5 protein-coding genes are annotated in these 5282 nt (G+C 71.5%); 1 reads left to right on the top strand and 4 read right to left on the bottom strand.

The annotated features are described in order from the left end of the window. A partial coding sequence (locus tag AC1DUQ_RS20260) for a hypothetical protein (protein ID WP_477074476.1) occupies window positions 1-380 on the bottom strand: 380 nt, incomplete at its 3' end. A 92-nt stretch (window positions 381-472) separates the two neighbouring features. Here AC1DUQ_RS20260 and AC1DUQ_RS20255 point away from each other — a divergent pair. Further along, window positions 473-1444: a hypothetical protein gene (locus AC1DUQ_RS20255; protein ID WP_477062934.1), complete on the top strand. Its 972-nt coding sequence runs from the start codon at window positions 473-475 to the stop codon at window positions 1442-1444. Here AC1DUQ_RS20255 and AC1DUQ_RS20250 read toward each other — a convergent pair. The 3 genes from AC1DUQ_RS20250 to rpsO all read right to left on the bottom strand — a co-directional run. Continuing rightward, window positions 1400-2605, bottom strand: a complete 1206-nt coding sequence (locus AC1DUQ_RS20250; RefSeq protein ID WP_477074475.1) for a M16 family metallopeptidase — start codon at window positions 2603-2605, stop codon at window positions 1400-1402. The two genes, AC1DUQ_RS20255 and AC1DUQ_RS20250, sit on opposite strands and share 45 nt — an antisense overlap. Window positions 2606-2607: 2 nt before the next feature. Continuing rightward, a complete protein-coding gene (locus AC1DUQ_RS20245) occupies window positions 2608-4839 on the bottom strand; it encodes a polyribonucleotide nucleotidyltransferase (protein WP_477074474.1) in 2232 nt (743 codons plus the stop codon). Window positions 4840-5060: 221 nt separating this feature from the next. Next, window positions 5061-5282 (bottom strand): 30S ribosomal protein S15 (gene rpsO, locus AC1DUQ_RS20240; RefSeq protein WP_477074473.1); only part of this gene is annotated, 222 nt, incomplete at its 5' end.

Raw genomic sequence — 5282 nt, 5'->3', positions numbered from 1 at the left:
CACTCGTCCTGCACGTGGGCGCCCAGCACGGAGGACACCGAGACGGGATCGTGGGCCGGTGCGCGCACGCCCATCCGTGCGAGCGCGACCGGGTCCAGCTGCGCACCGAGCCGGACGGCGGGGCCGACCTGCTCGCGGACGAACGCCCGGTCGGCGAGCCCGCGGATGCCGCTGCTGTCGGGCGTGCGCGCGAGCGTGTGGGGGTCGATGTGCTCACCGGGCGTGCCGACTGCCACCGTGACGAGCCCGTGCCCGTCGGGCAGCAGCACCTCCCGCTCGACGGCGCCCTCGGCGAGGCGCACCACCCAGAGGTGCTCGACGATCCCGTGCGCGCTCGGCGGAGGCGGGTACCGGTGGTAGACGACCTGGTCGGGGGCCATGCCTCATCATCGCGCGTCAGGGCTCGCGCCACGCGGGTCGGGCGCACTCAAGTGCGGCGACGCGGATCCCGATGACCTTGCACGTGCCTCTCATGCCCTTCCCTGGTCCTGGGCGTCACGTCGCCGTCCGGACGCTGGGGATGGTCGGTGCGGGAGTCCTCGCCACCGCCCTCGCCCTGCTCCGGTGGTACGACGCGCTGGATCAGGCGGCCTACGACGGGACGTGGCCTCCGCTGACGCTGGCGGAGCTCCTCGGCAGCTCGGCGCGGTGGGCGCTGTCGGTGACGATCTGGTGCGCGGTCTGCTGGGTCGCGGTCGTCGCCACCCGGCCACCCCGACGCGGGCTCACCACCACGGTCGCGGTCTCGGTCGTCGTCGCCTGGACCGCGCTCGGTGCCCGCTCCGCGTTCGGCGACGGTTCCGGCTGGTGGTTGCCGTGGTGGCCGGGACCGGTCAGTCCGACGCGCACGATCCCCGATCTCGCACGACCCGCAATCGACGCGGTCGTCGTCGCCCCCGGCGTCCTCATGCCGGTCGTCCTGCTCGCGGCCGTCGCGGCGACGTGCATGGTCGCCGCCCGGCAGCCCGGCCCGGCGGTGGTGCGCCCACGGCGGCCCGCCCGGGCGTGGGGCCTCGCCGCCTTCGCCCTGGGACTGCCCGCGACGAGCATCGTCGCTCTGAGCCTGTATCCCACGATCGCGACGGACGACGGCCTGCCGCTGTCGCAGCGGGTCGGCTCCGCGGTCATCGACCCTGGCGCCGCACTGCTCGTGGCGGCGGTCGCGGCCGCTCTGCTCGTCGGGCGGGGGCCTGGCGGGACCCTGGTCGCGGTCGCCGTCGGGCTGTCGGTGACGGCACCACGCGCGGTCGACTGGTACAGAGGCGGMGACGACTATCTGCTGGCGACCGCGGCGCTCGGGGCGTTGGCGATCGCCGTGGCCGGGCTCGTCGGCCCGACGGCCGCGGCGCTCACCCGGCTCGACGCCGGGCGACGACCGACCGTCCCGGCGTACGGCGGGTCAGTCGCCGAAGGGGCCGACGCGGACGATCGAGCGCGGACGTGACGCCAGCTCGGCGGCCAGCTCCTGCACGTCCTGGACGGTGACCGAGCGGATCAGGTCGAGCGACTCGTCGATGCTCAGCAGCGACCCGTGCACCAGCTCGGACTTGCCGAGCCGGCTCATGCGCGAGCCCGAGTCCTCCATGCCGAGCACCAGCCCGCCGGAGAGCTGGCCCATGGACCGCTCCAGCTCGGCCTGCGTGATCGGCGCGTCGGCCATCCGCTCCCACTCCGCGACCATGAGGGCGACGACCTCGTCGACCTTGCCGGGCGTGCACCCGGCGTAGAGGCCGAAGACACCAGTGTCGGCGTGCCCGGAGGCGAAGGAGTACGTGGAGTAGGCCAGCCCGCGGCGCTCGCGGATCTCCTGGAACAGCCGCGACGACATGCCGCCGCCGAGCACCGCGTTGAGCACCGACAGGGTGAACCGCTTCGGGTCCGTGGCCGTGAGCGACGTCCCGCCGATGATGACGTTGGCCTGCTCGGTCTGCCGGCGGATCGTCAGCTCGACGCCCTCCGCCGGGATGCCGTCGTGCCCGGCCTGCACGGCGACGTCGGTGAGGACGCGCCGGCTGCGCGGCTCGGCACCGGCGTCGAGCGGCCAGCCACCGGTGGTCAGCGCCTCCTCGACCTGCGCGCACAGCACGTCGTGGTCGACTCCCCCGGCGGCCGTGACGACCAGCGTCGAGGGGCGGTAGTGCTCGCGGTAGTGCTCCCACACCGCGTCGCGCGGGACGGCGCGGATGGTCTCGGGGGTGCCGCCGATGGGCCGGCCGAGCGCGTGGGCGCCCAGCACCGCGGCGGCGAACTGCTCGTGCACGACGTCGCTGGGGTCGTCGTCGTTCATGGCGAGCTCTTCGAGGATCACGCCGCGCTCGGTCTCGAGCTCGTCGGTGTCCAGGCGCGCGGAGGTGACCATGTCCGCGATGACGTCGACCGCCATCGGGAGGTCCGTGTCGAGCACCCGTGCGTAGTAGCAGGTGTGCTCCTTGCCGGTGGCGGCGTTGGCCTCACCACCGACGGCGTCGAACGCCTCCGCGATGTCCATCGCGGTGCGGCGCGCGGTGCCCTTGACGGAACGACGCACGATGGCGTCGCCGTCCTGCCCGACGGACTGCTCGGCCCCGGGCTGACCCGGGCGGACGAGCGGGAGGTCCAGGGGCATCGTCAGGCGTCGACCGGCTCGGAGGCGTCCTCGGCCGGAGCGTCGGCCTGCTCACCCTCGATGACCGCGTGCAGCGACAGCTTGCCGCGCGGGTCGATCTCGCCGATCTCGACCTGGACCTTCTGGCCCACGGCCAGGACGTCCTCGACGTTCTCGACGCGACGACCACCGACGAGCTTGCGGATCTGCGAGATGTGCAGCAGACCGTCCTTGCCCGGCGAGAGCGAGATGAACGCGCCGAACGTCGTGGTCTTGACGACCGTGCCGACGAAGCGCTCCCCGATCTCGGGCATGTGCGGGTTGGCGATCGCGTTGATCGCCGCACGCGCGGCCTCCGCCGACGGACCGTCGGTGGCGCCGATGTAGACCGTGCCGTCGTCCTCGATGGAGATGTCGGCGCCGGTCTCCTCCTGGATCTGGTTGATCATCTTGCCCTTCGGCCCGATGACCTCGCCGATCTTGTCGACCGGGACCTTCACCGTGATGACGCGAGGAGCGAACGGGCTCATCTCGTCGGGCACGTCGATCGCCTCGGCGATGACGTCGAGGATCGCCAGGCGAGCCTCCTTCGCCTGCGTCAGCGCGCCGGCCAGCACCGAGGCGGGGATGCCCTCGAGCTTGGTGTCGAGCTGGATGGCCGTGACGAACTCGCGGGTACCGGCGACCTTGAAGTCCATGTCACCGAACGCGTCCTCCGCACCGAGGATGTCCGTGAGGGCGGCATAGCGCGTCTCACCGTTCACCGTGTCGGAGACGAGGCCCATCGCGATGCCGGCGACCGGGGCGCGCAGCGGCACACCGGCGTTGAGCAGCGACAGGGTCGACGCGCAGACCGAGCCCATCGACGTCGACCCGTTGGAGCTCAGCGCCTCGGAGACCTGGCGGATGGCGTAGGGGAACTCCTCGCGGCTGGGCAGGACCGGCATGAGCGCGCGCTCGGCGAGCGCCCCGTGGCCGATCTCGCGACGCTTCGGCGAACCGACGCGACCCGTCTCGCCCGTGGAGTAGGGCGGGAAGTTGTAGTTGTGCATGTAGCGCTTGCGCGTCTCCGGGGAGAGCGTGTCGAGCTGCTGCTCCATCCGGAGCATGTTCAGCGTGGTGACGCCCAGGATCTGGGTCTCGCCGCGCTCGAAGATCGCCGAGCCGTGCACGCGAGGCAGGACCTCGACCTCGGCCGAGAGCGTGCGGATGTCCCGCAGGCCACGGCCGTCGATGCGGAAGCCGTCCGTGAGGATGCGCTGGCGGATGAGCTTCTTCTGCACCGAGCGGTACGCGGCGGAGAGCTCCTTCTCGCGACCCTCGAACTGCTCGGAGAGCTGCGCGACGACCTCGGCCTTGATCTCGTCGAGGCGGTTCTCGCGGTTCTGCTTGTCCGCGATGCCCAGCGCGTCGCTCAGCGACTGCGTCGAGGCAGCCTCGACGGCTGCGTAGGCGTCGTCCTGGTAGTCCGGGAACGTCGGGAACGCCTGGGTCTCCTTGGCGGCCTTCGACGCCAGCTCCTGCTGGGCCTGGACGAGCACCTTGATGAAGGGCTTCGCCGCCTCGATGCCCTGCGACACGATCTCCTCCGTGGGGGCGGTGCCACCCTCGAACTTGATGATGTTCCAGGACTTCTCGGGCGCCTCGGCCTCGATCATGGCGATCGCGACGTCGTCACCCACGACGCGGCCGGCGACGACCATGTCGAACGTCGCGCGCTCGCGCTCGGAGTACCGCGGGAACGCGACCCACTGGCCCTCGACGAGCGCGACGCGCACACCGGCGACCGGGCCGGAGAACGGCAGGCCCGACAGCTGCGTCGAGATGGACGCGGCGTTGATGGCGAGCGTGTCGTACGAGTCGTCCGGGTGGATCGACAGGWCGGTGATGACGACCTGGACCTCGTTGCGCAGGCCCTTGACGAACAGGGGACGCAGCGGGCGGTCGATCAGACGGCACGCGAGGATGGCCTCGGTGCTCGGGCGACCCTCACGGCGGAAGAACGAGCCGGGGATCTTGCCGGCGGCGTACGACCGCTCCTCGACGTCGATCGTCAGCGGGAAGAAGTCGAACTGCTCCTTCGGGTGCTTGCCGGCCGTGGTGGCGGCGAGCAGCGTCGTCTCGCCGTCCAGGTAGGCGACGGCGGCACCGGCGGCCTGCTTGGCGATGCGGCCGGTCTCGAAGCGGACGGTGCGGGTGCCGAAGCGACCGTTGTCGATCAGTGCCTCAGCGAACTGGATCTCGGGACCCTCCATGGGTGCCCTCCTCTTTCTAGAAGGCGCCGGCCGTCCGCGAGCGATCTTCGATCGAGGCCACCGGACGCGCCGTGCGGAGCTTCCGGAAGCCACTACCGAGGACCGGACCGAGCGGACCGACGCGGTGTGTACTGCTGGTCGTGCGGGTCGTGCCGTGGGGCAGCGTGCCGTGACGACACACCAGCCCGGACCCATCAGCGGGTCCGGGCTGGTGCGAGGCGTTATCGGCGCAGGCCGAGCTTCTCGATGAGGCTGCGGTAGCGGTTGATGTCGACCTTCTGGAGGTAACCCAGCAGGCGACGACGCTTGYCGACGAGAAGCAGCAGGCCGCGGCGGCTGTGGTGGTCGTGCTTGTGGGTCTTGAGGTGCTCCGTGAGGTCCTTGATGCGCTGCGTGAGCATCGCGATCTGGACCTCGGGGGAACCGGTGTCACCCTCGTGGGT

The organism is Cellulomonas sp. P4_B5_2, assembly GCF_056402235.1.
Note: the sequence above shows the minus strand (reverse complement) of the source record. Positions and strands in the feature narration are given on the sequence as shown.